25 protein-coding genes are annotated in these 26,067 nt (G+C 65.0%); 12 read left to right on the forward strand and 13 right to left on the reverse strand.

Going from position 1 to position 26,067, the window contains the following annotated elements; translation table 11 throughout:
- Position 1 precedes the first annotated feature (1 nt).
- Together AB4099_RS28925 and AB4099_RS28930 are read right to left on the reverse strand one after the other, a co-directional pair.
- A complete protein-coding gene (locus AB4099_RS28925; protein WP_441480631.1) occupies positions 2-475 on the reverse strand; it encodes a tripartite tricarboxylate transporter TctB family protein in 474 nt (157 codons plus the stop codon).
- Positions 476-574: 99 nt separating this feature from the next.
- On the reverse strand, positions 575-1,441 hold the full coding sequence (locus AB4099_RS28930; protein ID WP_441480654.1) for a tripartite tricarboxylate transporter substrate binding protein: 867 nt from the start codon (positions 1,439-1,441) through the stop codon (positions 575-577).
- Here AB4099_RS28930 and AB4099_RS28935 point away from each other — a divergent pair.
- On the forward strand, positions 1,325-1,567 hold the full coding sequence (locus AB4099_RS28935; protein ID WP_441480632.1) for a hypothetical protein: 243 nt from the start codon (positions 1,325-1,327) through the stop codon (positions 1,565-1,567). The two genes, AB4099_RS28930 and AB4099_RS28935, sit on opposite strands and share 117 nt — an antisense overlap.
- Here the strand turns inward: AB4099_RS28935 and AB4099_RS28940 are convergent.
- A complete protein-coding gene (locus AB4099_RS28940; RefSeq protein WP_441480633.1) occupies positions 1,536-2,294 on the reverse strand; it encodes a FadR/GntR family transcriptional regulator in 759 nt (252 codons plus the stop codon). The genes AB4099_RS28935 and AB4099_RS28940 overlap by 32 nt on opposite strands.
- Before the next feature lie 110 nt (positions 2,295-2,404).
- Between AB4099_RS28940 and AB4099_RS28945 the strand changes: the two genes are divergently transcribed.
- Positions 2,405-3,310, forward strand: a complete 906-nt coding sequence (locus tag AB4099_RS28945; RefSeq protein WP_113517205.1) for a dihydrodipicolinate synthase family protein — start codon at positions 2,405-2,407, stop codon at positions 3,308-3,310.
- 561 nt (positions 3,311-3,871) lie between these two features.
- Positions 3,872-4,300, forward strand: coding sequence for a nucleoside diphosphate kinase regulator (rnk, locus tag AB4099_RS28950; protein ID WP_441480634.1), 429 nt, complete (start codon positions 3,872-3,874; stop codon positions 4,298-4,300).
- A 26-nt stretch (positions 4,301-4,326) separates the two neighbouring features.
- On the opposite strand, the gene AB4099_RS28955 is transcribed toward rnk, so the two are convergent.
- Positions 4,327-5,364, reverse strand: coding sequence for a DmpA family aminopeptidase (locus AB4099_RS28955; RefSeq protein WP_441480635.1), 1,038 nt, complete (start codon positions 5,362-5,364; stop codon positions 4,327-4,329).
- 89 nt (positions 5,365-5,453) lie between these two features.
- Positions 5,454-6,779: an aminotransferase-like domain-containing protein gene (locus tag AB4099_RS28960; RefSeq protein WP_441480636.1), complete on the reverse strand. Its 1,326-nt coding sequence runs from the start codon at positions 6,777-6,779 to the stop codon at positions 5,454-5,456.
- A gap of 98 nt (positions 6,780-6,877) precedes the next feature.
- Between AB4099_RS28960 and AB4099_RS28965 the strand changes: the two genes are divergently transcribed.
- From AB4099_RS28965 to AB4099_RS28985, 5 genes are all read left to right on the forward strand, one after another.
- Positions 6,878-7,840 carry an ABC transporter substrate-binding protein gene (locus AB4099_RS28965; RefSeq protein WP_441480637.1) on the forward strand — a complete coding sequence of 321 codons (963 nt, stop codon included), beginning with the start codon at positions 6,878-6,880 and terminating at the stop codon, positions 7,838-7,840.
- Positions 7,841-7,916: 76 nt separating this feature from the next.
- Positions 7,917-8,807, forward strand: a complete 891-nt coding sequence (locus AB4099_RS28970; protein ID WP_441480638.1) for an ABC transporter substrate-binding protein — start codon at positions 7,917-7,919, stop codon at positions 8,805-8,807.
- Positions 8,804-9,724: an amino acid ABC transporter permease gene (locus tag AB4099_RS28975; protein ID WP_441480639.1), complete on the forward strand. Its 921-nt coding sequence runs from the start codon at positions 8,804-8,806 to the stop codon at positions 9,722-9,724. The genes AB4099_RS28970 and AB4099_RS28975 overlap by 4 nt, the downstream gene beginning before the upstream one ends.
- Positions 9,721-10,500, forward strand: a complete 780-nt coding sequence (locus AB4099_RS28980; RefSeq protein WP_113517213.1) for an amino acid ABC transporter ATP-binding protein — start codon at positions 9,721-9,723, stop codon at positions 10,498-10,500. Before AB4099_RS28975 ends, AB4099_RS28980 begins: the two co-directional genes overlap by 4 nt.
- A gap of 117 nt (positions 10,501-10,617) precedes the next feature.
- Positions 10,618-11,811 (forward strand): M20 aminoacylase family protein, encoded by a 1,194-nt coding sequence (locus AB4099_RS28985; protein WP_441480640.1) that lies wholly within the window; start codon positions 10,618-10,620, stop codon positions 11,809-11,811.
- A 148-nt stretch (positions 11,812-11,959) separates the two neighbouring features.
- On the opposite strand, the gene AB4099_RS28990 is transcribed toward AB4099_RS28985, so the two are convergent.
- From AB4099_RS28990 to AB4099_RS29025, 8 genes are all read right to left on the reverse strand, one after another.
- Positions 11,960-12,661, reverse strand: coding sequence for a GntR family transcriptional regulator (locus AB4099_RS28990; protein ID WP_441480641.1), 702 nt, complete (start codon positions 12,659-12,661; stop codon positions 11,960-11,962).
- A 38-nt stretch (positions 12,662-12,699) separates the two neighbouring features.
- Entirely contained in the window at positions 12,700-14,064 is a 1,365-nt protein-coding gene (locus AB4099_RS28995; protein ID WP_441480642.1) for an MmgE/PrpD family protein, read from the reverse strand.
- A gap of 14 nt (positions 14,065-14,078) precedes the next feature.
- Positions 14,079-15,458, reverse strand: coding sequence for an MmgE/PrpD family protein (locus AB4099_RS29000; protein WP_441480643.1), 1,380 nt, complete (start codon positions 15,456-15,458; stop codon positions 14,079-14,081).
- A 40-nt stretch (positions 15,459-15,498) separates the two neighbouring features.
- A complete protein-coding gene (locus AB4099_RS29005; RefSeq protein ID WP_441480644.1) occupies positions 15,499-16,896 on the reverse strand; it encodes an MmgE/PrpD family protein in 1,398 nt (465 codons plus the stop codon).
- Positions 16,897-16,950: 54 nt separating this feature from the next.
- Complete coding sequence (locus AB4099_RS29010) at positions 16,951-17,730, reverse strand: amino acid ABC transporter ATP-binding protein (RefSeq protein WP_441480645.1); 780 nt, start codon at positions 17,728-17,730, stop codon at positions 16,951-16,953.
- Entirely contained in the window at positions 17,730-18,830 is a 1,101-nt protein-coding gene (locus AB4099_RS29015; protein WP_441480646.1) for an amino acid ABC transporter permease, read from the reverse strand. Before AB4099_RS29015 ends, AB4099_RS29010 begins: the two co-directional genes overlap by 1 nt.
- A gap of 1 nt (position 18,831) precedes the next feature.
- Positions 18,832-20,091, reverse strand: coding sequence for an amino acid ABC transporter permease (locus tag AB4099_RS29020; RefSeq protein WP_441480647.1), 1,260 nt, complete (start codon positions 20,089-20,091; stop codon positions 18,832-18,834).
- 65 nt (positions 20,092-20,156) lie between these two features.
- Complete coding sequence (locus AB4099_RS29025; RefSeq protein WP_441480648.1) at positions 20,157-21,200, reverse strand: amino acid ABC transporter substrate-binding protein; 1,044 nt, start codon at positions 21,198-21,200, stop codon at positions 20,157-20,159.
- 212 nt (positions 21,201-21,412) lie between these two features.
- On the opposite strand from AB4099_RS29025, the gene metC reads away from it, so the two are divergent.
- From metC to istB, 4 genes are all read left to right on the forward strand, one after another.
- Positions 21,413-22,648 carry a cystathionine beta-lyase gene (gene metC, locus AB4099_RS29030; RefSeq protein WP_441480649.1) on the forward strand — a complete coding sequence of 412 codons (1,236 nt, stop codon included), beginning with the start codon at positions 21,413-21,415 and terminating at the stop codon, positions 22,646-22,648.
- A gap of 76 nt (positions 22,649-22,724) precedes the next feature.
- Positions 22,725-23,324: a glutathione S-transferase family protein gene (locus tag AB4099_RS29035; RefSeq protein WP_441480650.1), complete on the forward strand. Its 600-nt coding sequence runs from the start codon at positions 22,725-22,727 to the stop codon at positions 23,322-23,324.
- Between the two features lie 482 nt (positions 23,325-23,806).
- Positions 23,807-25,144: an IS21 family transposase gene (gene istA / locus AB4099_RS29040; RefSeq protein WP_441480651.1), complete on the forward strand. Its 1,338-nt coding sequence runs from the start codon at positions 23,807-23,809 to the stop codon at positions 25,142-25,144.
- Positions 25,145-25,161: 17 nt separating this feature from the next.
- Positions 25,162-25,914, forward strand: coding sequence for an IS21-like element helper ATPase IstB (gene istB, locus AB4099_RS29045; RefSeq protein ID WP_441480652.1), 753 nt, complete (start codon positions 25,162-25,164; stop codon positions 25,912-25,914).
- Positions 25,915-26,067: the final 153 nt, after the last annotated feature.

Genomic DNA, 26,067 nt, shown 5'->3' on the forward strand with positions numbered 1-26,067 from the left:
CTCACCAGCGGATCGGTTCGAGGGGCCCCCACGGCAGCTGCACGCCGAGACCGAGATAGAAGATCGAGTGCATCGCAATCGCGGCGAGCAGGGAGAGCGGGAGCGCCAGGCCCGGCCGGACCCCGCCCGCCATGAACAGCACGACAAGGATCAGCGGCGCCGTGATGAGGAAGCCCAGTGTCTCCGAGAACCAGAGGTAGAACAGCACTGCGGCCGGCACGAGCGTGAGCTTCAGCAGCGCCACAGGGCTGCGTGCCCAGTCGGCCAGGGCCAGCATCGGGCCGCGGTCGAACGCGCGGGCGCCATTCAGCCCAAGGATGGCGGCGCAAAGCGCCAGCAGTCCCGACAGGATCAGCGGGAAGGCAGAGGGGCCCAGCGGTTGCTGCGAAGGATTCGGCAGATGCCAGGACGCCGTCGCGACGAGCGCGGCCAGCCCGAGAAACACCAGCCCGGCGAAAAGATCGTTGAATTTCATGGAGACCTGCCCGGCGCGAAGGACACGATGGGTTGGACGCGGCGCGAAATCTGCGCCACGTCATGCTCCGGCTCGCGGCCGGGCTGGAAACGGCTGGAGCTACTGGCGCAGGCGCAGGCCGAGTGCGCCCATGATCTCGCCATTGCGCTTGTGCTGCTCGGCGAGGAAGCTGCCGAAGGCCGGCCCCTTGGCAAAGGCATAGCCAAAGCCGCGCTCGGCCAGGAAGCTCTTGTAGGGATCGGAATTCGCCACCTTGTCGGTCGCCTCGACAAGACGCGCCGTGACCTCCGCCGGCAGGTTGGCGGGAGCGGCAAGGCCGCGCCAGGTACCACCCTCATACTCCTTGCCGATCGCATCCTTGACCGTCGGTACCGATGGGAAGGCGGAGATCTTCTCCTTCGAAAGCACGGCAAGCGACTTGACGCGGCCGGCATCGATCATCGGCTTGCCCTCGGGCAGCGACGACGGGACGATCTGCACGCCGCCGGAGGCCAGCTCCTGGAAACCAGGCGCCGCCCCCTGGCTCGGCACGACGACGACGCTCTTCGGGTCGATGCCCTCGAGCTGCAGCAGCCCGGCAAAAGCGAGGTGATAGGCGGCGCCTGCCGCCATGCCCGACATCTTGAAATGGCCGACCGGCTGCTTGCGGATGTCGTCCAGTGCCACGCGCAGATTGGCCCAGGGGCTGTTGGACGCGACGTTGAACGCGGCGGAATCGAAATTCACCAGCGCCAGCGGCGTCAGCTTCTCATAGGTGAAGGGTGCGGTATTCGACCAGTAGAAGGTCGTCACCTCCGCCGTCGCCAGACCGATCGTGTAACCGTCCGGCTTGGCATTGACGATCTCGGTATGGCCCACGACGCCGCCACCACCGGTGCGGTTGACGACATTGACCGGCTTGCCGAGTTCCTTCTCCAGCCCCGCTGCAAGAACGCAACAGCGTCGGTGCCACCGCCGGCGGCCCAGGGCACGATCAGGGTGACGGGCCGCTCCGGCCAGGCGGCGGACGCGGCAAGGCTGGTCGCCGTCATCGCTGCGGCGAGCATCAGGGTCTTGAATGTCATGGCGTTTCTCCGAGGGTGGATTTCTTGAGATCCGGCGGCGTTATTGCGCCGTCCGAGAGCAGGTGCCCGTAGGTGTAGCCAAGCAGGACTTCCATGGCTTCGCGCGCCTGCTTTGCGTCGCGGGCCTCGATCGCGCGCGCAACGGCAGCATGGTTCGGCAGGTTGCCGGTGAAGACGCCGACGGTGATGTCGAAGATGGCGCTCAGGATCGCATCGATTGCGCCGCGAAAGCTGCGCAGCACCGGATTATGCGTCGCCTCGAGAATGGCGAGGTGAAAAGCCTTGTCCGCAGCAATCGCTGCCTGCGGGTCGAACTGACCATCGTCCATCGCGGCAAGCGCAGCATTGATGCGCCAGACATCCTCAGGCGTTGCGCGCTGCGCCGCGAGGGCCGCCGCCGCAGGCTCGATGATCGCGCGGGTTTCCTCCAATGCAAGCAGCAGGCCGCGGTCAAGGCCCCTGCCGGTCCGCACCCATCCCAGCACATCACTGTCGAGCAGCATCCAGTCCTGGGCGGGACGAACATGCGTGCCGTGGCGCGGACGGACGCTCACCAACCCCTTCGCCGTCAGCGTCTTCATCGCCTCGCGGACGACGCTGCGGCCAACCCGGTAATGCGCCTCGAGCTCGTGCTCGGGGGGCAGCACCGCTCCCGGCGCGATCTCGCCGCGCACGATCGCGGCCCCAAGCGTGGCGACCATCGCGCCGATCTTTCCGGGCTTCGCGCCTTTCCGCATGCCATGAGCCTGGGACATCTCGACCCCTCCATTTCCAGGAAAATGCCACGCTCGGGTTTCGCTTGCAACCATTCATCTGATGTTTAACATCTGATCTTCGAAACGACACGCTACCGTGAGGATATGAGATGGGCTTCGCGCCGCCTTTCGCCGGCATTCATGCCATGGTCTACGCCTTGTTCGACGAGCAGGAGCGGCTTGACCGGGCATCGATGCGCCGCCAGACGGAGCTCTGCCTTGCGCTGGGCGTGCACGGCATGGCCGCACTCGGCCTCGCCACCGAAGTCTCCAAGCTGACTCGCTCCGAGCGCCTCTCGGTGATGGAGTGGGTTTCCGAGGACACTGCCGGACGCGTGCCGCTCGCCTTCACGATCTACGGCTCGTCCGTCGCGGAACAGATCGAGCAGGTCAGGGCAGCCGAGGCTGCGAAGGCCGACTGGGTCATCCTGCAACCGCCAATGGTCGGCAGTTTTGGCGCAGCCGAGTATATCCGCTTCTTCGGCCGGGTTGCTGACGCAACCTCGCTGCCCGTCGCGATCCAGAATGCACCGGCCTATATGGGGCGCGGCCTCTCTGCCGACGACATCCGCGAACTGGTATCGCGCCATCCGAATATCAGCCTGATCAAGGGGGAAGGCCCAGCCGTGGACATTCGGCAGCTGATCGCGACCACAGAGGGGCGGCTTCCCGTCTTCAATGGTCGCGGCGGCCTCGAACTGGTCGACAATCTGCGCGCCGGGTGCGCGGGCATGATCCTGGCCCCCGACACGATCGATCACTCCCTACGCGCCTATGACCGCTTCATGGCTGGAAACGAGCCCGGCGCCGAGGCCGCCTATCGCGATGTCTCGCCTGCAATCGTCTTCATCATGCAGTCGATCGAGAGCCTGCTCTGCTACGGCAAGCGCCTCTTCGGCGAGCGCGCCGGCCTTGCCATCCACGACCGGTCCCCCGCTCTGCGCCCCACGGAATTCGGCTTGGAGCTCGTGCGACGGCACGCCGCGCAGCTCGGCCCCTACAAGGCTCCGGCCTGAAGCAACGGCTCGAAAGGCGGATTGCGACTTTCGGGGAAAGCCGATGCAAACACAGAAGGTTGGATCATGGCCCGGATACGATATCCGGCCCGATGATCAAGCGTGTCATGATCGGGCCCGGACGGAAGCCGGCTCGACTGTCCCTGGCCTGCGTTTCAGGGCAGCGTTGCCGCCCGCGACCGCGGCTTCTGGCAGCCTTGTGATTTGACAATTCGGGCAGCGAGCCTAAGTCATGAGACATGATGGCGCGCTTCTCCAATTTCCGTCGCGGCCTGCACCGGGCAGGTAACCTGATCGCGGGCAACTAGCCCCGGATTCGTCGCGCCGCGCGCCTCGGGTTCGGGGCGGTCGGCCTTCCGGCGCCGAATTGGCATCATTCCGGACTTAAGGTCGAAGCGGGCAACGCCCCGCACATCCACCATCAGCGCAAGCGACGAAAGCGTCTGCCGAAGGCAGACTGCCCCCGACGCCATTGTCCGGCATCGTGCAAGCTCGCCTGCGCGCAATCTTCCACTGCTACGCGCAGCCCGCGGGCGCGCATTCATTCAGGACGACGTTCACATGACCAACCGGACCTCCGGCGGGGCAAAGCCCCGTATCACCCTGACCGCAATCGATCACGAGAAGCTCACCCAGCTCGCGATTGCCGCGACCAACACCTTTCCCGATGTCGCGGCGGAACTCGCGGATGAAGTGGCCCGCGCTCGCATTCTCGCCAAGGGGCGGCAGCTTGCCGATGCCGTGCGCATGGGCAGCGAAGTGCTGTTCCAGGACGAGGTCACGGGCAAGACCACGACCGTTACACTCGTCTATCCCCCTGAGGCCGATATCGCCCAGGGCAAGATCTCGATCCTGACCCCGATCGGGACCGCCCTGATCGGCCTCTCGGTGGGACAGTCGATCAACTGGACGACCCGCAGCGGCGACGTGAAGCGGCTGACGGTTCAGGCTGTCCGTGACCCGGCCGACGGCTCGCCGCAATCGACCTGATTGCCGCGGGCGACTGCTGCGAACCCTCAGGATCGGGCGAGAACGTCGGCGAGCGAAGGCCTCGCATGACCGTCTCGCCCCGTCACTGCGGGCGCAGCCAGCATGGCGTTGAGGACGGCCTCCTGCGTTGCCTCCGCCGCCGCGCGGAAGGGCAGATCGATCCGATTCTCGTTGAGTACGACCATGGGTACGAGATCGGCGCGCTCATGATGGCTGATGCGGCCGGCCGTGCTGAAGGCCAGCGCGATATCGCCGCTGCCATTGCCCCAGAATGCGCCGAGCCGCGCCAGTCCCGCGCCGCACCGCCTTGCAACGCGCGTCAGCTGCCGCGACTCCATCGGGATATCGGTCGCCACAACGATGATGACCGACCCGCGTTCGGGCACCGCGGCATGCGGCATGGTGGGCGGAACGGGCCGACGGCCATCCGGCAGAACCAGGTCTCCTGCATTGCCAAAATTGGCCTGGACCAGCACGCCGAGCATATAATCCCTGCCACCCAGCCTGAGCAGGCGCGAGGCCGTGCCGATGCCGCCCTTGAAACCAAAGGCGCTCATGCCGGTCCCGCCGCCGACGGCGCCTTCTTCGACCGGGCCCGCCCTGGCAGCATCAAGTGCCGCGAAGGCGTCATTCTCGCTCAGGACGCGCGCCCGGATGTCTGAGAGAAAGCCGTCATTGCACTCGAGCACGACCGGATTGACCGTTCCGGTCGTCCGGCCGATGTCGGGATTGGCGGCGAGCGCACGCGTCACCAGGGCATTGAAGCCAGTCCCGACCGATAATGTGTTGCCCAGCAGAAGCGGCGTCTCGATCTGGCCGAGTTCGGAGACCTGCACCAGCCCGGCACTCTTGCCAAAGCCGTTGATGACGTCGACACCGGCGCGCAGTTTCTCGCGGAACAGATCGTCGCCATGGGGCAGGATGGCCGTGAACCCGGTCTGGATATCCCCGTCGCGAATCGTCCTGTGGCCGACACGGACGCCGGCAACGTCGGTAATCGCATTGAGTGGGCCGGGCGGCAGCGAGCCGCAGATCAAACCAAGGGAACGGGCGCGGGCAGGCATGGGCGGCAATCCGGCTGGCTGACGATGCTTCCGGCTATAGCGCAAACCCCGGCATCCGCCAGCACCGGAACGCAGCCCCGTTCCCGCGATCAGGGGGACCGGGCGAGAGCGATCGCATCGGCCACTTCCTCGTAGCGATCGGTCAGGGTCGCGGTCGCAACGCGGATATGGGCGCTGGGCAGGACCGAGAACTTGCTCCCGGGATTGACCGCGATGTTGCGCGCGGCGAGCGTCACCATCGCGAAGGGCTCCGAGACGATCGGCACCCACAGGCAAAGGCCGCTGCCAGGCGCGGTGCGGATGCCCCGCGCGGCCAGCGCTGCAGCCAGCCTGTCGCGCCGCTGCTTGTAGATGATGCGGGCCTTCGCCACGATCTCCCGGCTCGCCTCGTCGCGCAGCAACCAGGAGGCTGCGCCCTGGAGAAGGCGGCTCGTCCACCCCGCGCTGAAGGCCCGATAGGATTGGACCTGTTCGACGATTGCAGCCGAACTCGACAGAACGGCAAGCCGCAGATCGGGCCCAAGCGTTTTCGAATAGGAAACGATATGGATCGTGCGCTCGGGAAAGCGCCCGCCAAGTGAGGCGGGCGGTGCCTCCGAAATGTCGGCGACGCCGTCATCCTCGATGATCAGCGCATCGTTCTCGGCGAGAATGTCGCCGATCAGTGCAAGCCGCTCGGCGCTGACCGTCTGACCCGTAACCGAGTGCAGTCGCGGCTGGAACACGAATGCGGCGAGACGCTCCTGGGCCGCGGCCCGCAGTGCGGCCGGCAGGGGACCCTGCTCGTCGCATGCCACGGGCACGATCCTGACGCCGAGATCCTCGAGGATATCGAGCAGGCGCATGGCCGTCGGATGCTCGATCGCAACAGCCGAGCCCGGCGCCACAAGCGCGCGCAGCGTGTTGTAGACCGCATTGTAGCCGCCATTGGTGGCGAGGAATGCTTCTGGCCGATAGGGCCAGTGTGCCTCAGCTGCCTCGCGCAGTTCAGGTACGACCCGGCTCCGTTCATAGCTGTTGAGCTTGTCGACCGATGCGCCATGGGCCAACGCCTGTGCGAGCGGCGGCAGCAGCGCCGTGTCGGGAATGGCCAGCGACAGGTTCAACACGCCGGCACCATAGTCGCCGGAGCTCGCCAGCCGTTCCGGCTGGGCGATGAAGCGATCGCCGCTGACCCAGGTGCCGTTGCGCCCCCGCCCGCGAATGATCTTCTGGCGGCGCAGTTCGCTCCAGGCCTCGGAGATCGTCGCCGGGCTGACCTTCATTTCATAGGCGATGTCGCGGATTGGGGGCAGTCGCGCCCCGACCGGCAGCGCGCCCGCCCGGATCAGCGCGCTGGTCTCCAGGGCGATACCGCGGATGCTGCGATCGACGATCGTCCTTGCGAGCCAGCCGGCGCTGATCGAGCTGTTCATTGCCTGCCATTAAATGTTCAATAACATAATAACATTTGCGTAGCGATTTTTGAACATTTAGCAGTGGCCTTGTCGAGAGCTTTTTCAGAGTTGCCACCATGGCCGTAACGCTGCGCCTTGCCCTCCGCGACTGGGACTACATGACCCCCCTCGTTCTCGGCGACGTCTCCTCGCCCCGGCTGAGGGTCCAGGTCGATCGTGTCGGCACACTGGTCGGCGATCTGGCCACCGACGAAGCCTACGATGCCGCAGAGCTGTCATTCAGCCGCTATGCCCAGTTGCGCCATGACGGCGACGACAAGATCGTCGGCATGCCGAACTTCATCATGCGCGGCTTTCGCCATCGCTGCATCGTGACCACCAAGGACAGTGCGATCCGCTCGCTCGCCGACCTTGCCGGCAAGAAGATCGGCGTTACTGGCTGGCGCGATTCCGGCAACACCTGGACCCGCGCCGCCGTGCGCCGCGAGGGCGTCGGTGTCGAGGACGCGATGTGGTACGCCGGGCGCCTGACCGAGGCTCACCCGATCACCGACCGTCTCGACGGGTTCGGCCGTCCCGGTCGGATCGAGGCCGCCCCGGGCGAGCGCCCGATGGTCGATCTCCTGCGGGATGGCGGGCTCGACGCCGTCTTCACGCCCTTCATGCCCAAGGGCTTCTTCGATCCGTCCTCGCCGTTCCGTCAGGTGCTCGAGGATTTCCGGGCGGCGGAAACCGCCTATTTCCACGAGGTCGGCTACATCCCGGGAATGCACCTGATCGGCTTCAAGGCCGAACTCGTCCGCGACCACCCCTGGATCATGGACGAGCTCAGTGCGTTGATCGACGAGTCGCAGCGGCTCTGGCTCGAGAAGCGCGAGAAATACGCCGATACGACGCCCTGGATGTTCGACGAGCTGCGCCGTTGCGCCCGCGATCTCCCCTCTTCGTGGAGCGCGAGCGGTTTCGCCGAGAACGAAGTCATGATCGCCGATTTCGCGACCGAGCTCCATGAGCAGAAGATCCTGCCGCGCCTGCTGACACCGGCCGAGCTTTTCCCGCAGCAAGCGCAGACCCGCTGACGCGCCCGAGAAGCGTTGCGACAGGCCGGCGCCGTCGCCCGGCCTGCAAGTTCAGACAAGAATGGGGAGTAGCACCATGTATTTCAGATTGATTGCCTCGGTCGCCTTCGCCGGATTGACGCTGGCCGGATCCGCTCTGGCCCAGCAGGGCTCGATCGCGAAGCAGACGGTCAACGAGGAGCTGCGGGCGCGCCTGCCGGAGACCCTGCGCAGCAAAGGCAAGATGATTTCGGTCAATAACGGCTCCTTCCCGCCCTACGAGATCGTCACCGGCACCGAGATGAGCGGCGCAAGCTCCGACCTCACCGATGCCATCGGTCAGGTCCTGGGCGTCACGATCGAGCATGCGACGGTCGGAGGCTTGCCTGCCCTGCTCGCCGGCGTGAATGCCGGTCGCTACCAGTTCGCCTTCGGCCCGGTCGGTGATTTCAAGAGCCGGCAGGAAGCCAACGACTTCGTCGACTGGGTTCAGGAATTCGTCGTCTTCGCGGTGCAGAAGGGCAACCCCAAGGGCATCACCTCGCTCGACACCGCCTGCGGCAACCGCATTGCCGTCATGGCCGGCGGCTCAGCCGAGCGCGTCATCCAGGTCCAGGCGGAGAAGTGCAAGGCGGACGGCAAGAGCCCCATCGAGGTGCAGTCCTATTCCGATCAGCCGAGCTCTATCCTCTCTGTCCGCTCCAAGCGCGCCGATGCCTTCTTCTCGTCGCAGGCGCCCCTCACCTATTTCGTCGCGCAGGCGAACGGCCAGCTCGAACTCACCGGCGTCGGTGCGCGCAATGGGTTTGAGGATCTCTATCAGGGCGCGGTCGTTCCCAAGGGCTCGCCGCTGGGCCCGGTTCTGCGCGATGCCGTCAAGATTCTGATCGATAACGGCACCTATGCCGCGATCATGAAGAAATGGGGTCTCGAGAACAACATGCTCAAGGAGCCCGGCCTCAATCTCGGCGGGGCCCTGCCGAAATGAGCGGCAAGCCCGCAATCGCGCCGCCCGCGGGCGGCGCCGACCCGAGAGACGTGGTCAATGCTCACGCCCCGTTCCCGATCGGCCGCCTGATCCTCTGGGCGGTCACGGCCGTGATCGTCGTCGATTTCGGTCTGATCGTCGCGAGGAACGAGAATTTCGGCTGGCCGGTCGTCGCCGCCTATTTCTTCGATCGCACCGTGCTCAACGGCCTCTCCGTCAGCCTCGGACTGACGGTCGTCGCCATGGTGATCGGCACCGCGCTCGGGCTCGTGCTGGCGATCGCGCGGTTGTCGAAGGACACTCTCGCGAGCTCCTCCGCGTCGCTGTTCATCTGGTTCTTCCGTGGCACGCCGCTGCTCGTGCAGCTGATCTTCTGGTACAATCTCTCGACGCTGTTCCCCCAGATCTCGCTCGCGATCCCGTTCGGACCGACCCTGGCGAGCTGGGAGACAAACGCCGTCATCACGCCGGTCACCGCCGCCATCGTTGGCCTCGCGCTGAACGAAGCGGCCTATATGGCGGAGGTCATCCGTGGCGGCCTGCTTTCGGTCGATCGCGGCCAGGCCGAGACCGCCGAGGCCTTCGGCATGACCAAGGGCCGGGCGTTGCGGCGGATCATCATTCCCCAAGCCATGCGCTCGATCGTGCCGCCGACCGGAAATCAGCTCATCAGCATGATCAAGGCGACCTCGCTCGTCAGCGTCATCGCCATGGCCGATCTGCTCTACTCGGTCCAATCGATCTACAACCGCACCTTCGAGATCATCCCGATGCTGCTGGTCGCGGTCCTTTGGTACCTGCTGATCACCTCGATCCTCAATGTCGGCCAGAGCTATATCGAGGCCTATTACAGCCGCGGCGAACGCCGCGACGGCGCGGCCGCTCCGCTCCCCGCCGCGCAGGAGGCAAGCCATTGACCGCCGCTGCAGCGACCACGCCGCTCGTCAAGGCCCGCGACATCCACAAGTCCTTCGATCATCTCGAGGTGCTCAAAGGCATCGACCTCGACGTGATGCCGGGCGAGGTCGTCGTCATTCTCGGGCCTTCGGGTTCGGGCAAGTCAACCTTCCTGCGCTGCATCAACCATCTTGAAGCCATCAACAAGGGCTTCATCGAGGTGGATGGCGAGCAGATCGGCTATCGGATGCGCAACGGCCGGCTGCAGAAGCTCACGGGCAACGGCATCGCGCGCCAGCGCCGCAAGATCGGCATGGTCTTCCAGCAGTTCAATCTCTACCCGCATATGACGGCGCTGGAGAATGTCATCGAGGCGCCGATCGGCGTCCATGGCATGAACCGCAGGGACGCGACGACCGAAGCGCTCGAGCTGCTCGATCGGGTCGGCCTCTCCGACAAGGCGGCAAGCTATCCGCGCCAGCTCTCCGGCGGCCAGCAGCAGCGCGTCGCCATCGCCCGCGCCCTCGCGATCAAGCCAAAATTGATGCTGTTCGACGAGCCGACATCGGCGCTCGACCCCGAACTGGTGGGCGAAGTCCTGACGACGATGCGCGATCTTGCCCGGCAAGGGCTCACCATGATCGTGGTTACGCACGAAATCGGCTTCGCGCGCGAGGCCGCCGACCGGGTCGTGTTCATGGATGGCGGCAAGATCGTCGAAATGGGCCGGCCGGAGGAGGTGATGGACAATCCGCGCCATCCGCGCACCCAGGCTTTCCTGGCGCGCTTCCTCTGACCTTCTGTGTTTGCATCGGTTTTCCCGAAAGCCGTAATCCACGTTTCGGGCCGGTGCCTTAGCCGCAGTAGTCCGGCCAGTGCGGTCGGTCGCATCCCAAAAAGACCGAGACAGATCATGCCCGCGCTCGACAACAGCTTCGCCCGTGTCTCCGATTTCGAGGCCATGGATGCCGATCTCAGGGCGACGCGCCGATACCTGCATGCCAACCCCGAACTCTCCCACGAGGAGGCCGAGACCGCACGTTATGTCGCGGACAAGCTTGCGGCCTGGGGTTACGAGGTGACCCGCAATGTCGGCGGCCATGGCGTCGTGGCGCGCCTGAGCAGCGGCACCGGGGCGGGCAGCATCGCGATCCGCGCCGACATGGACGCGCTGCCGATCACCGAAGAGACCGGCCTTCCCTATGCCAGCCTCCAGCCCGGCAAGATGCATGCCTGCGGCCATGACGGGCACACCGCCGTCCTGCTCGGTACGGCCGAATACCTCGCCCGCACCCGCCGCTTCGACGGCACGGTGACGCTGATCTTCCAGCCGGCCGAGGAGGCGGGCAGGATCAGCGGCGCCCAGGCGATGATTGCCGACGGGCTGTTCGAGCGTTTCCCCATCGATGCGATCTTCGGGTTGCACAACCATCCCGGCGCGCCGGAGGGCACGATCCTGCTGCGGTCAGGACCGATGATGGCCGCCGCCGACACGGTCACGATGACGATCAGGGGCAAGGGCGGCCATGCCTCGCGCCCGCATCTGACCATCGACCCGGTCGTGGTCGCCTGCCATCTCGTCGTCGCGCTGCAGACTGTCGTCTCACGCAACATCGACCCGACACAGACGGCTGTCGTGACGGTCGGCACCATCCATGCGGGCCAGGCCGTCAACGTCATCCCTGAAGAGGCCAGGCTGGCGCTCAGCGTACGCTCCTTCGAGCCGAAGATCCGCGACCTGCTGGAGGAGCGCATCGTCAGGCTCGCCCGCTCGGTCGCGGAAGGCCACGGCGCGTCAATCGAGATCGACTACGAGCGCGGCTATCCCGTCGTGGTCAACGCCGAAGCCGAGACGGCCTTCGCGCGCATGGTTGCTGAAGAGCTGGTCGGCGCCGACAAGGTTGCGACCTGCCATCTCATCCCCGGCAGCGAGGACTTCGCCTATTTCCTCGAGCATAGGCCCGGCAGTTTCCTGCGCCTCGGCAACGGGCTGAACTCGCCGATCCTGCACAGTGCGCAGTATGACTTCGCCGATGACAGCCTGACCGTCGGTGCCGCGATGTGGGCCCGGCTCGTCGAGCGCTATCTCCAGGCCGCGACGCGCTGAGCCGCTTGCACGTGCCGCGCGAGGCACGGCCGCGGGTCGAATTTCGCGACGATCCTGTTTCGGTCGATTGTCTGGCCGCGATGCCGCGGCCAGCTGCGCCAACTCGGATCAAACCAACTCCTGGCGAGGGCTCGCCCGCGGTCACCACTCAATAGGCCGCGCCGGACTCCATGAGGCGGCTGATCCGGATCAGCTTGGCGTTCGTCACATGAGCGCGAGCAGCTGCCTCGGCGGCATCAAGATCACGCTCCTTGATGGCCTTGATGATTGCCAAATGCTCCTGCGTGACCTCCTCGAGCCTGCCTTCCTTCTCGAAAGTGGTGCCCGAGAGCAGCGCAATCGTGTCCTGAAGTTCGCCAAGCGCGGGTCCGAGATAGCGGTTGCGAGCGACCTCGTAGATCATCTGATGAAACTTGATATTGGCGATCGCCGCGAGTTGAGGCGTTTGTGCCTCGGCACAACGCTGGGCGAGCGCGTTGAGGATATCGATCTCCGTCGGAGACGCGTGTTCGGCGGCGAAGCGCGCTGCGGCACCTTCCAGGATGGCGCGCAGGCTATAAAGTTCAATGATCTTGGTTCCGGTGATTTCAGCAATGATCAGACCGCGACCAGGAACGGCCTCGACCAGGCCGCGCGACTGCATCCGCCCCAGCGCTTCGCGGATCGGCGTACGGCTGACCCCGAATTGCTCTGCCAGATCCTCTTCGCGCAGGCGGGTTCCTTGCTTGAGCTTGCCGCTCTGGATGGCGTCGCGGAGCGCCTGGAGGACATAGTCCACCCGGGAAAGGCCATGCGTGGCCTGCTGGGACGAGCCTGCCTCATCGTCAGCGGATTTCAGGCGCGTGTTCAAACGTCAAAACTCCAATTCGGTCTCTGTTGCGCGCCCGGCTATTGAAGCGGGCCGGATGCCAACATGGTCGTCACATCCCTTATGTTCTTGGTCTGCTCCATTCTCCAGATACTTTCGGCTAGGGACTCCGCCTTGTGCCGCTCAAGAGCGCGGCTGGAACAGTCCAGAAACTTCTCGGTCAACTCCTCCTGCGACATCGGATTGCCAGGCCCTCGGCCGAAAGGCGTCGAGGCCTGCGCCGTAAAGACCTGCCCATTGCGCAGCGTTACGATCACAGTTCCGAGATACTGGTCGCCGTTGCTGTGCGCCCGCGCCGTGCAGCGAGACATCAGATCGAGGATAGCAGCTTCGGCATAGGCGCCGTTCTCGAAATGGGCGAGGCGGATCTGTCCGTCAGCCAGGGCGCGACAGGTCAGATACTGAACGCTGAACTTGGCGTCGAGCCCATTCTTGAGCTCAGTGCGGTTGGTATGTGCCAACCGGCGCGCATGGGTTTCCGTTTCGATGGCGGCGATGTCGTCAAGCGCGAAAGGACCGTGCGCCTGACGCAGCTTGAGTGCAGCATCGATGGCCGAATGGGCACTTCCGCAGCACGGGTGCTGCTTGATGGCAATGCCCGGCTCCAGCGTTTCCAGGGTTCCGCCCCAATCGGCCAGGATCGCGTCAGCGTCGTAGAGGCCCTCGCCATTGAACAGATTGAAGAAGCCCTGAACCTGCTCAAAGGCATCAGCCGATGCCGAGAAGCCAGACTGTGCCAGCCGGGCGGCGTAGAGCCCGTTGCGCGCGGCGAGGCCGGCATGAAGCGGCTTGGCAGCGGTGCCGAAATTTGCCTTCACACCGCTCGACAGCGAGACGGCGATCGCCAGCGCCCGCGCCAACGCCTCGGCATCGAGCTTCAGCATGCGGCCGCAGGCGGCAGCGGCGCCGAAGACACCAAGCGTGGCGGTAGGGTGCCAGCCCTTCTCGTAATGGCAGGGCAACAGGCCCCGCGCCAAACGTGTCTCGGTCTCTATCCCGGCGATATAGGCCCGTAGCAGGCTTGCTCCATCGGCCTCGATCTCTTCGCCGAGAGCGATCAGGGCGGGCAGGACCGGCACCGAGGGATGCCCACCCATGGTGGTGCTACAATCGTCGAAATCGAGCGCATGAGCCGCTGCCCCGTTGACGAGGGCGGCGTCGAGCGCGCTGGCGCGCTCCTGGCTGCCATAGATCACGCAGGGCCCGCTCTGCGAGCCGATGTCGAGGACGCGGGCCGGGATGCGGGCGGCTGGCTCCTGGGCGCCCGCAAGTGCGACACCGAGCGTGTCCAGCAGCGAGCCCTTGGCGATCTGGAATGCCTCTTCCGGCAACGGCCCGTCGGCCAGTCGGTTGATGCGGGTGGCGAGTTCGAGTGCGAAGCTCATAGTGGTTCCTGTGATCAGGCGGCGGCGCTGAGGGCTGCCCGCGAACTCGTCATGCCGATGGCGAGGTCGCGGACGGAGGGCTGGGCCTCGAGGGCGACCAAACGGTCGAACAGCGGGCCGACCTGCGCCGCATCCAGGCTGCGGCGCGCGCAATCCTCAAACTTCGCGCGCAACATCGGAAGCGGCAGCGGGATTTCAGGACCACGCCCGAGCGGCGCAGGAACAGAGTGCTCCAGCACCGTACCGTCCCGCAGGCGCACTGAAACCGTCGCTCCATAGTCATTGGAGTCATCGTCATGAGCCTGCGTTTCGATGCGCTCCATGACGTCCCTCACATGCGGGTCGCGATAGGCCGTGCCTTCGAAATGCTCCAGGGAGACGCGCCCGTCGACGAGCGCACGCGCCACGGCATATTGCAGGCTGAACTTGGCATCGAGCGGGTTCTCGGCCTTGCGCATCACATGCGGCAGCAGGCGACGGCGATGCATCGTCACCGTCACCTTGCCGATCTGAGAGGCATCGATCCGATGCTCGCCGGCGATCGCCAGGGCGGCATCGACCGCACCATGAACGCTGTAGACGCAGGCGTATTTCTTGATCGAGATGCCCGGTCCGTCGAGGTCCAGCGGCGCGCCCCAGCCCTCCAGCATCCGCTGGGCATCGTAATTGCCAGTGCCGTTGAACACCTCGAGGAAGCCCTGGGGGTGCTCGAAGGCGACGGGGCTGGCATCAAAACCTTCCGAGGCAAGCAGCGCGGCGAACAGACCGTTGCGGGCGGCAAGGCCAGCATGGAGCGGCTTGGTCTGGCTGCCGAAATTGGATTTCACCCCCGAGGCGAAGGAGACGCAGAGCGAAAGCGCGGTCGCGAGCGCCTGGTCGTCGAGCTTGAGCAACCTGCCGCAAGCGGCGGCGGCGCCAAAGATGCCGAGCGTCGCCGTGGGATGCCAGCCCTTCTCATAGTGATGGAAATTGACACCACGCGCGATCCGCGTTGCGGTCTCGACGCCGACGATATAGGCGTCGAGCAGGTCCTTGCCCGTCAGGTCCTGTTGCTCGGCGAGCGCCAGGGCGGCCGGAACAATGATGACGGTCGGATGCCCAGCGAGGGATTTGCTGGTGTCGTCGAAATCGAGCGCATGGCCCGACGTGCCGTTGACAAGTGCTGCATCAAGCGGGCGCAGGCGCTCGCTCACCCCCAATACGGAACAACCGCCGGCCACGTTCCCCACCGCAAGACCGGCAAGCGCCAACGAGGTCGTGCTCTCCGGCGCACCGGCAAGCGCACAACCCAGCATGTCGGCAATGGCGACCTTGGCGGTCTCCCGTGCTGTCTGTGAAAAGCTTCCAGGATCGAGAGCGTTGGCTCTGCGGGCGATGTCGAGGGCAAGGCTCATTGTCGGATCCAATGTCGTGTCGGGAGTTCGCCTGATCGCGTCAGGCAGGAATACGAAGAGCCGGAGCCCGTTCCCTGGACGGCGCGGCCGCCTCGATCGTTGTCAGAAGAGAGCGCAGGCGGCTGCTTCCATCCAATGACAGCAAGGCATCGAGCAGGCGTTCCGTGGCGTCGGGCTCCAGGACCCGTCCGGCGCAATCGTGGAATTTGCCGGCGAACTCGGCTTCGCTCATCGGGTTGTGCGGACCGCGCCCCATCGCCACTGAGGCGCGTGCGCTGCGCTGGCCACCGTCTCGCAGCGTGATGGTCACCCGGCCGGCGGAGACATCGTCTTCGTCATGCGCAAGCAGTTCGGAACGGCCCATCACCGCGCGCAATCGGGCACGGTCATAAGCTCCCGGCTCGAAATCCTCGAAGCGGACGGAGCCCTGTTCCAAGGCGCAAGCGGTGACGTAATGAGTGCTGAACTTGGCATCCAGTTCAGATTTCGGATCCGGTCGGTCGATGTTCTTCAGGCGGCGCCGATGCAGATGGATGTCGATCCGGGCGATATCGTCCGTACCGCCAGCCAGATCGTCACGCAGCTCGGTGGCTGCGGCTATGGCCGAATGGACGAAGGCGCAGCAGGGGAACTGCTTGATCGCAACGCCGGGATCGAGCAGTTCCCAGCGCTCCCCCCAGCCTTCCAGCAATGGGCGCATATCCGATACGCCCGCGCCATTGAAGGCGTGGAAGAATCCCATGCCATGCTCCAGCGCGCGAACATTGGCAGTGAAGCCATTGCGGGCGAGCAAGGCCGCCAGCAGCCCGTTTCGATTGGCCTGACCGGCATGGAGCGGCTTCGTCATGGTGCCGGAATTGGCGCGCAGCCCGCTGGCCGACGAAGCGGCGATGGCTATGGCGACGGCCATCGCTTCGTCGTCAAGCTGCAGCAGGCGCCCGCAAGCGACCGCCGTTCCGAAGATGCCCAGCGTCGCGGTCGGGTGCCAGCCGCGCTCGACATGGGCCGGGTTCAGCACCAGCGCGAGGCGCGTCTCCGTCTCGAAGCCGGCTACATAAGCCGCGAGCAGCTGGTCGCCATGACAGTCCAGTCGTTCAGCCAGCGCCAGCAAGGCCGGGACCATCGGCACAGACGGGTGTCCGTCCAATGTCAGGCTGCAATCGTCGAAATCGAGCGCATGGGCGCTGACGCCGTTGATCAGCGCCGCATCGAGCACGCCGACACGCGTTGCACGGCCCAGCAGGAGACTCCCGGACGCAGCATGACTGGGCTCGATCGTCTCGCAAAGCAGATCGACGACGCCTTCATGCGATCCCGCCAGCATGACGCCGATCGTGTCGGCAATGGCGAGCCGCGCCCAGTGCCTCACGGCAGGGGGGGCATTCACCAGCGACAGGGTGTTTGCATGGCGCGCGAGCGCCAGGGTGATATCGGCCATGGGGTCCAGCTTTCGACGGAGGGCCGCAGCACCTCCAGACTTCGACTCAGGGGTTCAGTGTTTGAGGACCTGGCGGAAGAAGGTGCGAGCGCGCTCGGTTTGCGGATTGCCGAAGATCTTGTCCGGCCGCCCGGATTCGACGATGCGCCCATCCGCCATGAACACGACGCGATCTGCCACCGTCCGGGCGAATCCCATTTCGTGGGTGACCACCACCATCGTCATGCCGGTGCCTGCGAGTTCGAGCATTACGTCCAGCACCTCCTTGATCATCTCGGGATCGAGCGCCGAGGTCGGCTCGTCGAACAGCATGATCTTCGGCTGCGTGCACAAGGCGCGTGCAATGGCGACGCGCTGCTGCTGGCCACCGGAGAGCTGGAGCGGATATTTATGCGCCTGCTCGGGGATATGAACCCGGCGCAGATACTGCATCGCGATCTCTTCCGCGTCGCGCTTGGGCAGCTTGCGCACCAGCATCGGGGCAAGCGTCAGATTGTCGAGTACAGTCAGATGCGGAAACAGGTTGAAGCTCTGAAAGACCATGCCGACATCGCCCCGGATGGTTTCAAGAGCGCGACTGCTGCCGTCGAGCTCGGTATCATTGACCGCGATACGGCCTTCCTGGTGCTGCTCGAGGCCATTGATGCAGCGGATCAGGGTCGACTTGCCCGAGCCGGATGGGCCGCAGATCACCACGCGTTCGCCAGTGGCGATATCGAGGCTGACATCGTCCAGCACCTGGATGGTGCCGTACCATTTCGAGATAGAGCCGATCTCGATGGCGTTCTTCGCCCGAGAGCCCTCTGCGGTCGTGGAGACATTCTGCTGCAGCATCAGTGATGCCCCTTCTTCATCTGGGTTTCCATGGCGCGCGCATAGAGCGACAAGGCAAAGCCGAACACGAAATAGACCAGACCGACGAAGACATAGGCTTCGACATAGTATTTGCGCCAAACCGGATCCTGCATCACCGATGTCGTGGCGTTGAGGATGTCGAACAGGCCGATGATCATCACGAAGGACGTGTTCTTCAGCGCCGCAATGATGTGGTTGACGATCGCCGGGAAGGCGATCTTCAGCGCCTGGGGCAAGATGATGACCCGGGTCATTTGCCAATAGCCAAGACCAAGAGCCTGAGCCGCCTCGTACTGTCCACGCGGGACGGCCTGCAGACCACCGCGAATGGTCTCCGCCTGATAGCAGGCGAAAAAGATCGCGATGCCGATGGTGACGCGCAGCAGCTTGTCGACGCTGCTGCCGGCCGGCAAGAACAGCGGCAGCACGTTGACGGCGACGAAGAGGATGGTGATCAGCGGCACGCCACGCAGCGTCTCGATGATCGTGACGCAAACCGAACGCACCAGCGTCAGCGTCGAGCGCCGCCCGAGCGCCAGCAGAACGGCAACGGGGAAGCCCATCACGACCGTTCCGGTGAACATGATCATGGTGAGAGCCAGCCCGCCCCATTCGCTGGTCGCCACCTCCGGCAAGCCGAACAGGCCGCCATACATCAGCACGCCGATGGCGGAGACGGTGCAGGCCCAGAGCAACGCGAGACCGCGCAAATTCCAGAACCGCGGCATCAACGTGATCGTCAGGCTGACCAGGTAGAGGCAGACCGCCAGCGTAGGACGCCAATGTTCGCTATGGGGATAGAGACCGAACAGGATCGTGCGGTGCTTCTCATAGACGACCGCCCAGCAGGCTCCCTTGGCGGCCTGGCAGGCAGCCGGATCGGAAGCGACGAAGACCGCGTCGAGCAAACCCCAGCGCAGCAGGAACTGCCCGATAAAGGCTGCTCCCACGAGCACGACGATCGAGAGCGCGACATGGAAGGGACTGGAGAAGATCCGGTCCTTCAGCCACCAGGCGGCAGTGCGCGAAACACGGGGCTGGCGGCGCCCCGGCGCCGGCAAGATCTGAGCGTCAGCCATCTCAACGCTCCTTCAACGCGACGGCGTTGTTGTAGAGGTTCATCGAAATCGACGTGGTCAGGCTGAGGCCGAGATAGATGATCATCATGATCGTCACCATTTCGACCACCTGGCCGGTCTGGTTCATGATCGTGTTCCCGATATTGACCAGTTCGGGGTACCCGATGATCACGCCCAACGAGCTGTTCTTGGTCAGGCTGAGGAACTGGCTCGACATCGGCGGGATGATGACGCGCAGCGCCTGCGGCAACACGATCCGGCTCATGATCGAGGACGGTTTGAGACCGAGCGCACGCGCAGCCTCGCTCTGGCCTTTCGGCACGGACTCGATGCCGGCGCGAACGATCTCGGCGATGAAGGCACCCGTATAGACCGTGAGTCCGACGACCAGGGCGAAGAACTCGGGCGGAACGGTCATGCCGCCGCTGAACCCAAACCCACGCAGCTTCGGCATGTCGAATGCGACGGGGGCGCCGGACAGGAGCCAGGGCAGGAATGTCGCGGCCACGACCAGCGCCAGGGCCGGCGGCAGCGGCGCCACATAGCGCCCGGTGCGCTCGCCATGACGCTTGATCAGCTTGTAGAGAATGACGGCAGCAACGGCACCGACCAGGAAGCCAAGACCCATCGCACCATGCGCCGGATCCGGTACCAGGACAGGCAGGGTCAGGCCGCGATTGCTGATGAAGCCGATGCCGAGGACATCCAGGGCCTGGCGTGGTGCCGGCAGGTTGCGGATGATCGAAGACCACAGCACGACATGCAGGATCACCGGCACGTTCCGCGCGAACTCCACGTAGCAGCCGGCCAGCTTGGAGACGAGCAGGTTGCGGGACGCACGCGCAATGCCCATCACCACGCCGACCAGCGTGGCGCAGACGATGCCGACCAATGAGACGTGAATGGTGTTCAGCAGTCCGATCAGCAGCGCCCGGCCGTAGGAATCGGCAGCTGTGAAGGAAACCGGCGTCTCGCTGATGTTGAACTTCGCGGCTTCACCCAGGAAGCTGAACCCAGTGGCGATGTTCTGGCGGCGCAGATTGGTGGCGACATTGTCGTAGAGATACCAGCCGACGAAGGCCAGAACCGCGGCCAGGGCCAGTTGGTAGGTGAAGGTCCGGACACCGGGGTCGTTCCGGTTCCACGAGCGCCGCGGCGGTGGTCGCCGCCGCTGCGAAGCCGGCGCGCCAGGGGCGGTGGCCGTCGTGGCGTGAGCGCGCAAATCCGCTGTGCCTGCCCTGGCCTCACTCATCATGGTCATGTCGTTTCCGCAGGCTGGGAGAAATTGACGCCGAGGCATGTCGCTTGCCGTCGCGCGAGCGGGCGTTACTTGATCGGCAGGCCGTAGAGCAGGCCGCCATCCGTCCAGGGCTTGTTCACGCCGCGCGGCAGAGGCAGGGCCGTACCGGCGCCGAAATGGCGCTCGTAAATGTCCTTGTAGCTGCCGACGCTCTTCACCGCCGAGTAGAGCCACTTGTTGTCGAGGCCGAGCTTCGCGCCGAAATCGCCGGTGACGCCGAGCATGTCGCGTACATAGGGATCGCCGGATTTGAGCATCGCGTCGGCATTGGCCTGGCTGATGCCGTTCTCCTCCGCCTCCATGAGGCCGTACATCACCCACTTCACGATGTCGTACCATTGGTCGTCGCCGTGGCGGACGGCCAGCGCCAACGGTTCCTTGGAATAGGTACCGTCGAGAATGACATGGTCATCGGGGTTGGGAGCGTCATAGACCCGCACACCGGGCAGCGCATCGCGATCCTTCGCCAGCGCGTCACAGCGGCCCGCAACATAGGCGCTGGCGAGCTCCTTGTTGTTCTCGATGACGATCGGCGTGTACTTCAGATTGCGTTGGGCGAAGATACGCGCCACCGACTGCTCGGTTGTGCTGCCAGGCGCCATGCAGATGACCGCGCCGTTCAGCTCCTCGATCGATTTGACGCCGGCATCTTTGCGCACGAGGAAACCGAGGCCAGTGTAGAAAACCGGCGGGCTGAAGTTCAGGCCAAGCGCCGTGTCGCGGGTCAGGGTCGCAGTGGTGTTGCGCGGCAGAACATCGACTTCGCCCGACTGGATCGCCGGGAAACGCTGCTGGCTGGAAAGCGCGACGAACTTCACCTTCTCGCCATCACCGAAGATTGCGGCTGCGATGGCACGGCAGAGATCGACCTCGAATCCGACCCAGCGCCCCTTCGCGTCAGGAGCAGCAAAGCCGTAGCGGCCGGGATGGGCCCCGCACAGCAGCATGCCGCGCTCCTTGACCGTCTTCAGCGTCGCACCCTGCTCGGCCATGGCCGAACCGGCCGACAAAGCGATAGCCGCGGAGACCAGCAGCACCTTGCCATGCTTCAGCAAACCCATCCCGAACATGCTTCCATCCCCCGTACTGCGCCGCCGTTTGCACCATCGGCGAGCGCTTGTCATTTATTGAATGCGCCTGTATCCAAAGATATACAACTGAGCACGGAGCGCAAGCGGGCAGAAGCCCGGTGAGCGGAGAATGCATCCAACTCTTTGTATCAATTGAACAATAAGACCGGGATCGACCGGTTCCCAGGATCGAGATCGAAGGAAGACGCGTGATGAGCAGCACAGACCCGCAGGCTGAATCCGCCTTTGGCGAGCCCAAATCCTCCCAGGGGAATCAGACCGGTTCTGAACACGGCTTCCGGCAGGACACGGTCATCTGCCATAGCGGCCGCGACCCGGCCGCTCATTCCGGCGCCGTTAATCCGCCGGTCTTCCATGCTTCCACCATTCTGTTTCCCACACTTGCGGCGCTTGACGCGAAGGCGACGACGAAGATCCGCTATGGCCGCCGCGGTACGCCAACCAGCTTTGCCCTGGAGGACGCCGTCTCCGCCCTCGAGCAGGCAGCGGGCTCCGTACTGACACCTTCAGGCGCGTCGGCGATCTCGACGGTCCTGCTGGCCTACGCCAAGCCTGGCGCCCATATGCTCGTTCCCGACTCGGCCTATGGGCCATGTCGCCATTGCTGCAACGAGATCCTCAGCCATCTCGGCGTTGAGACGACATTCTATGATCCGGTGATCGGCGCCGGCATCGCGACGCTGGTCCGGCCCGAGACCTGCCTGATCTGGATGGAAACGCCAGGTTCCCTGACCTTCGAGATGCAGGACGTTGCGGCCATCGTCGCTGTTGCCAAGGCGAACCGCATCGTGACGGTGATCGACAATACCTGGGCGGGTGGCGTCTTCTTCAAGCCCCTGACGCTGGGCGTCGACATCTCGCTCCAGGCCGGGACGAAGTACATTTCCGGCCATTCCGACATCATGCTGGGCACCATTTCCTGTGCCGAGAGCGTCTATGACCGGATCAAGACCTTTGCCCTCCGGCTCGGCCTCTGCGTCGGGCCCGATGATGCCTATCTCGCGCTGCGCGGTCTGCGGACCATCGCGGTGCGCATGCGGCAGCACCATGAAAGCGGCCTGACGCTGGCCCGCTGGCTGGCCGCACGCCCGGAGGTCGAGCGCGTCATGCATCCAGCCTTGCCGCAGGACCCCGGCCACTCTCTATGGAAAGCCAATTTCACCGGCGCGTCCGGCCTGTTCGGCTTCGTCCTGAAGGAAAAGGACCGCACACGCCTCGCCGCCATGATGGATGGGCTGCGGCTCTATGGCATGGGCTCGAGTTGGGGCGGCTTCGAGAGCCTGATGGTCCCGACCAATCCGTCCCCCCTGCGGTCGGCGACCAACTGGGCTGTCGATGGCCAGTCGATGCGCGTCCATGTCGGGCTCGAGGATATTGCCGACCTGATCGACGATCTCGAGCGCGGATTGAAGCGGCTGACCGCCTGATCTCGATCCCGCACTTCTTCACGGCGCGACCGCCAGGAGGTCGTGCCGACACGCTGCTCCCGGAGAATGACGAGCGATGCTCACAGTTTATGGCCGCAATAATTCCTCGAATGTCGCCAAGGTGCTCTGGACGCTCGACGAGCTCGGATTGCCCTACCAGTTGAACAAGCGCGGCGGCAGCTTCGGAGGAACGGACGATCCGGTCTATCGTGCACTGAACCCCCATGGCCGCGTGCCCACTCTCGATGACGACGGGGTGATTGTCTGGGAGTCGAACGCAGTCATCCGCTATCTCGCAGCCAGGTACGGTGCTGGCCTGCTCTGGCCCGAAGCTCCCGGAGAGCGGGCCCAGTCGGATCGCTGGATGGATTGGGCATCGATGACGCTGGCCCCCGCATTGGCGCCCCTGCGAAAGCAAGGACTGACGGGAGACGATCTCAAGGCCAAGCGGGACGCTGCATTCGCACAGTTTGCCGTACTCGATCACGCCCTGGCGGATCGCCCGTTCATCGCCGGCGAGCATGTCAGCGTCGGCGACATCCCGCTCGGGCCGATCGTTCATCGCTACATGCTGCTGACGGGTGACAAGCCGGACTGTGCCAATCTCGAGCGCTACCATCGCCAGCTGATGCAGCGCCCCGCCTTCATACGGCATGTCGCGGACGCTCTCAGCTAGGCGATAAGCCCTCGCCGAATGGGTCGGACATGAGCAGGGTGGCATGCGGGCGCTTCGCCATTGCCCGCGTGCCAGGCACCGTTCCGAGCGTCATCGCTGACGAGGCCGCAAGCCCTTGCGTCTTGTCGAGATCGGCGTGTTTGGCGGTGGCCCCGCCCGGACGGCAAAGGAAGAGATATCGACTTACCCCCGCCAACATTCGCCCCAGGCATCATCGGGTCAGCTTGGGGCGCGACGCAACGCTACCGTGGCGCTCGCTGACTGATGCGGATTCCGATTGAAGCGGGCGGGGTATTCCGAAGCGAAGCCGGCAGGGCATTCCGATTTGAAGCCGGCATGTGATTCCGAGATGAAGCCGGCACCCTGAAGGGGGTGTTGGAGGCCTGGGTCAGCCACTCTGGCAGACGTTTTCACGAGCCCGGGAAGCCGGCCTGTCCTGGCCGCTGCCGGCGGAGCTGAGCGATGATGCGCTGGCAGGCCGGTTGTTCGCGCGATCCGGTGCTCTTTCGGGGGCGCGTCGCCGCCCCGAGCCGAACTGGGGCGACCTCGTCGTCGAGCTGAAGAAGCCCGGCGTGACGATGGCGATCCTGTGGGAGGAGTATCGCGGCGTCCATCCGCAGGGCTACGGCTATAGCCGTTTCTGTGACCTCCTGCGCGGCTTCCAGCGTCGGCTGTCGCCGACCATGCGTCAGGAGCACGTCGCCGGCGACAAGGTCTTCGTCGATTATTCCGGTAAGAAGCTCGGCATCGTCGATGCCCGGACCGGCGTCATCCGGGAGGCCGAGATTTTCGTCGGCGTGCTCGGCGCCTCGAACTTCACCTTCGCCGAGGCAAGTTGGACCCAGGCCCTGCCGGACTGGATCGGCTCGCATGTGCGGATGTTCCGGTTTTTCGGCGGCGTCCCCCGCCTGATCGTGCCGGACAACCTGAAGGCCGGCGTCAACAAGGCTTCGTTCTACGATCCGGATCTCAACCGCAGCTACGGCATGATGGCCTCGCATTACGGCGTCGGCGTACTGCCGGCCCGCGTCCGCAAACCGCGCGACAAGGCGAAGGTCGAGAACGGGGTCCGCTTCGCGCAAAGCGCCATCCTTGGACGCTTGCGCAACCAGACCTTCTTCTCGCTGGCCGAGGCCAATGCCGCGATCCGCGACGCCGTCGACCGGATCAACGACCATGTCATCCGGCGCCTTGGCGTCACCCGCCGCCATCTGTTCGAGACCGTCGAGCGGCCGGCCCTGGCGGTACTGCCCGAGGATTACGAGTTCGCCGAGTGGCGCCTGGCCCGCGCCGGCGTCGATTACCACGTCGAGTATGACGGCTATTTCTACTCCGTCCCCCACGGCCTGATCCGCGAACAGGTCGATCTGCGGGCCACCAGCCGGACGATCGAGGTCTTCCATCGCGGCCAGCGCGTCGCCGCTCACCAGCGCCGCTATGGCGGACGCCGGCACGGTACCAACCCCGATCACATGCCGAGCTCTCACCGGCGCTACGCCGACTGGAGCCCTGAACGGGTTCGGCGCTGGGCGGCGACGGTGGGCCCGAGCACGGAGGGCCTGGTCATTGCCATCCTGGCCAACCGCCCGCATCCCGAACACGGCTTCAGAACCTGCCTCGGCGTACTGCGCCTGTTCCGCGACCTCAAGCCGTCCCAGGCCGAAGCCGTCTCCGCGCGCGCCCTCGAGATCGGCGCTTTCGCCTACCGCGCGGTTGCCGCCATCGCCGCCAGACAAGCCGCGGCACCAGCCAGGACCTCCACCGAACCCGCCGCCATCATCGAGCACAGCAATCTGCGCGGCCCCGGCTACTTCCACTGACACCAGGAGACATCATCATGTTGATCCATCCCACCATGACCTTGCTCGCCGAGCTCGGACTGCACGGCATGGCCAAGAGCTTCCAGGAGCTCCAGGCCCAGCCCGAAAGCCGCGCCCTCGAACATGCCGACTGGCTCGCCCTCCTGCTCGAACGCGAGAGCACCGCGCGCAGCCAAAAACGCTTCGAGAACCGCGCACGCACCGCCAGGCTGCGCCACAACGCCAGCATCGAGGATGTTGACTTCAAGGCGTCGCGCGGCCTCGACCGCGGGCTCTTCCTCAGCCTCGCCGGCGGCGACTGGATCCGTCAGCATCGCAGCTTGCTGATCACCGGGCCGGCCGGCGTCGGCAAGAGCTGGCTCGCCTGCGCCCTCGGGCAAAAGGCCTGCCGCGACGATGTCTCGGTCGCCTACCATCGCGCCCCGAGGCTCTTCACCACCCTGGCCCAGGCCCGTGACGAGGGCCGCTACGCCCGCCTGCTCAAGGCGCTCGCCAGGGTCGAACTCCTGATCATCGACGACTGGGGGCCGGAAAAACTCGACGATACCCAGCGACGCGATCTCCTCGAACTCACCGAGGATCGTTACGAGCGCCGCGCCACCATCATCACCAGCCAGATCCCCGTGGACCGCTGGTACGAGATTATCGGGAATCCCACGATCGCCGACGCCGTCATGGATCGTATTGCCCACAATGCCTACCGCATCGAACTCGCCGGCGAGAGCATGCGAAAACGCCAGTCGCAGAGCCCTCCAGCCACGATCGCTTGACCGTCAAATCCATCCACGACAATCATCACGAACGACCCAGGCAAATCACCTCGCACCTGCCGGCTTCAAATCGGAATGGGGTGCCGGAATGAAATCGGAACAGGGTGCCGAATTCATATCGGAATTGCCCGCCGAATTCGTCGGAATCCGCAC

Source organism: Allobosea sp. 2KB_26 (genome assembly GCF_052115715.1).
In the GTDB taxonomy this organism is placed as follows: domain Bacteria; phylum Pseudomonadota; class Alphaproteobacteria; order Rhizobiales; family Beijerinckiaceae; genus Allobosea.